Here is a 3796-nt window from a genome sequence, read left to right on the forward strand (position 1 = left end):
CAAGGAAAGCACCCAGGCAGTCGCCGCATGGCTGACCGACAAAGGCACCGCCGGCGTCGAGATCGCCTATCGCCCGGCCCGTGTCCTGATGCAGGATTTTACGGGCGTCCCGGCGGTGGTCGATCTCGCGGCCATGCGCGACGGCATCAAGGCGCTCGGCGGCGATCCGGAAAAGATCAATCCGCTGGTGCCGGTCGACCTCGTCATCGACCACTCCGTCATCGTCGACGAGTTCGGCACGCCGATGGCCTTCGCCCGCAATGTCGAGCTCGAATATGAGCGCAACGAGGAGCGCTACAAGTTCCTGAAATGGGGTCAGCAGGCCTTCCGCAACTTCCGCGTCGTGCCGCCCGGCACCGGCATCTGCCACCAGGTCAATCTTGAATATCTCGGACAGGTGGTGTGGACCAACGCCGAGGACGGCGAGACCACCGCCTATCCCGACACCTGCGTCGGCACCGATTCGCACACCACCATGATCAACGGCCTCGGCGTGCTCGGCTGGGGCGTCGGCGGCATCGAGGCCGAGGCCGCGATGCTCGGCCAGCCGGTCTCCATGCTCCTGCCGGAAGTCATCGGCTTCCGCCTTACCGGCAAGCTGAAGGAAGGCGTCACCGCCACCGACCTCGTGCTCACCGTCACCCAGATGCTGCGCAAGAAGGGCGTCGTCGGCAAGTTCGTCGAGTTCTTCGGCCCCGGCCTTTCCAACATGACGCTGGCCGACCGCGCCACCATCGGCAACATGGCGCCGGAATATGGCGCCACCTGCGGCTTCTTCCCCGTCGACAGCGAGACCATCCGCTACCTCACCATGTCCGGCCGCGAGGAGAACCGTATCGCGCTGGTCGAGGCCTATTCCAAGGCGCAGGGCATGTGGCGCGACGCGGGTTCCGCCGACCCGGTCTTCACCGACCTGCTCGAGCTCGACCTCGGCGATGTCGTGCCGTCGATGGCCGGCCCGAAGCGCCCGGAGGGCCGCGTCGCCCTGCAGGACATTCCCGACGGCTTCGCCAAGGCGATGGAGACCGAATACAAGAAGGCGGCCGAGATCTCCAAGCGCTATGCGGTGGATGGCGCCTCCTACGATCTCGGCCATGGCGACGTCGTCATCGCCGCCATCACTTCCTGCACCAACACCTCGAACCCGAGCGTGCTGATCGGCGCCGGCCTGCTTGCGCGCAACGCCAACCGGCGCGGCCTGAAGCAGAAGCCGTGGGTGAAAACCTCGCTGGCGCCCGGCAGCCAGGTCGTGGCCGAATACCTTGAAAAGTCTGGCCTGCAGAAGGAGCTCGACCAGATCGGCTTCAACCTGGTCGGCTTCGGCTGCACCACCTGCATCGGCAATTCCGGCCCGCTGCCCGGCCCGATCTCCAAGACCATCAACGATAAAGGTTTGATCGCTGCCGCGGTGCTCTCCGGCAACCGCAACTTCGAAGGCCGCGTCTCGCCCGACGTGCAGGCGAACTACCTCGCCTCGCCGCCGCTGGTGGTGGCGCATGCGCTGGCCGGCACGGTGACCAAGGATCTCACCACCGAGCCGCTCGGCGAGGGCAGCGACGGCAAGCCGGTCTATCTCAAGGACATCTGGCCGACCTCGGCAGAGATCCAGGAGTTCATCGAGAAGAACGTCACGCGCGAACTGTTCGCCCGCAAATATGCCGATGTCTTCAAGGGCGACGCGTACTGGCAGAAGGTCAAGGCGCCGGAAGGCCAGACCTATGCCTGGGACGATCATTCGACCTATGTGCAGAACCCGCCTTATTTCGCCGGCATGGGCCGCAGCTTCGGCAAGATCGGCGACATCAAGGGCGCGCGGGTGCTCGGCCTGTTCGGCGACAAGATCACCACCGACCACATCTCGCCGGCCGGTTCGATCAAGGCCGCATCGCCGGCCGGCAAGTACCTCACCGAGCACGGCGTCGGTGTCGCCGACTTCAACCAGTACGGCACGCGGCGCGGCAATCATGAGGTGATGATGCGCGGCACCTTCGCCAACATCCGCATCCGCAACCACATGCTGGGCGAGAACGGCCGCGAGGGCGGCTACACGATCCACTATCCCTCGAAGGAGGAGATGTCGATCTACGACGCCGCGATGGAATACAGGAAGGAAGGCGTGCCGCTGGTCATCTTCGCCGGCGTCGAATACGGCAACGGCTCCTCGCGCGACTGGGCGGCCAAGGGAACGAACCTGCTTGGTGTCCGCGCGGTCATCGCCCAGTCCTTCGAACGTATCCACCGCTCGAACCTGGTCGGCATGGGCGTCATCCCCTTCGTCTTCGAGGAAGGCACCTCATGGGCTTCCCTCAACCTCAAGGGCGACGAGCTGGTCGAGATCGACGGGCTGGACACGATCAAGCCGCGCCAGAAGATGGTCGCCAAGGTCACCTACGGCGACGGCACCGTGAAGAACCTGCCGATCGTCTGCCGCATCGATACGCTGGACGAGCTCGACTACTTCAAGAACGGCGGCATCCTGCAATACGTGCTGCGCGATCTGGCTGCTTAGCAGCGAGGCAGTAGGCAGTAGGGCTTAGGCAGTAGGGAAAGACCCCCTACTGCCTACCTGCCTACTGCCTACTGCCTAATCAAACCGCCGCCTACCAAGCATTAGCCGGCCGACCCGAAAGTCCTGATCCGGTTCGCTCGCAATAGAGATTGTCCGGCATCAGCAGGCTTTACCTCATGGCGGCGATGCGGCTTCGAAATCGAACCGCGTCGAAAAATGCAGCCGCCTCTCCTGCCGCCGCCTTACCTGCGGTCGCGGCGACAAAATTTCACCGCAACGTGACTTCCCGTTGACTGTCCGTTCTGCCACATATTTTAGCAATCAGAACAAGGCCGGCGTCACCGGCGGGAATCGGAACAGTCATGGCATCTCGAGGACCATTGCGGCTTGCGGCAATAGCGCTGGCCCTTTCAACGTTTGTCGGCGCCGCGCTGGCAAGCGAGCCCGAGAAGCCTCAAGCCGATAAGGTTCAGGCCGAAAAGCCGCTGGGCGTGGTTGAGCTGTTCACCAGCCAGGGCTGCAGTTCCTGCCCGCCTGCCGATGAATTCTTCGCCGAGCTGGCCGCCAAGGAAAACATCGTCGCGCTCGCCTACCACGTCAATTACTGGGACTATCTGGGCTGGCAGGACACGCTGAGCAACAAGAAGAACACCGACCGGCAGTATGATTATATGCGCGCTTTCGGCAGCCGCTCCGTCTACACGCCGCAGGCGGTCATCAACGGCCGCAGCCATGTCAATGGCGCCAGCCGCAGGGACGTCGACGGCGCGTTGGCCCGGATGGACAGGGTGGGCGAGGGCATGCGGGTCGGCATCAAGGTGAGCCGCACCAGCGACCGCGTCATGATCGACGCCGGCGATGCCGGCAACGGCCCGAGCGACGCCCATGTGGTGATCGTCTATTTCGATCCGCCGCAGATGGTGAAGATCGGCCAGGGCGAGAACAGCGGCCGCAGCCTGACCTACTGGAACGCCGTCTCCGACATCCAGACCGCCGGCATGTGGCACGGCAAGGCGCAGCGTTACGAATTGCCGATGACCGAGATCGCCAAGAAGGGCGGTTGCGCGGTGCTGCTGCAGTCCGTCGGCAAGGACGGCATGCCCGGCCCGATCCTCGGCGCCGCCTTCATCCGCAAGCCGTGATTGCCCCCTTCTCCCCTTTGTTTGGACCGGGGACATCGCGAACAGGTGTGCGAAGACATCGCGAACAGTTTTGCGCGTTTTGCGCGAGGGGGTTCGGGATGCCATTCGAGGCCAGAAGCGTGATGAGCCAGAAAGAAGAGTTCGT

At 64.0% G+C, this 3796-nt stretch carries 2 protein-coding genes; both read left to right on the forward strand.

The annotated features are described in order from the left end of the window. On the forward strand, positions 1 to 2509 hold a 2509-nt coding region (gene acnA / locus EOA29_RS28555; protein ID WP_127221925.1), incomplete at its 5' end, for an aconitate hydratase AcnA. 362 nt (positions 2510 to 2871) lie between these two features. Then, positions 2872 to 3651, forward strand: coding sequence for a thioredoxin family protein (locus EOA29_RS28560; protein ID WP_126091169.1), 780 nt, complete (start codon positions 2872 to 2874; stop codon positions 3649 to 3651). The last annotated feature ends 145 nt before the right edge of the window (positions 3652 to 3796 follow it).

It is taken from the genome of Mesorhizobium sp. M1E.F.Ca.ET.063.01.1.1, from assembly GCF_003998155.1.
Lineage (GTDB): Bacteria > Pseudomonadota > Alphaproteobacteria > Rhizobiales > Rhizobiaceae > Mesorhizobium.

What these genes read in the sequence shown, in the direction of transcription:
- EOA29_RS28560 (WP_126091169.1), top strand. Translation starts at nt 2,872, where the DNA reads ATGGCATCTCGAGGACCATTGCGGCTTGCGGCAATAGCGCTGGCCCTT.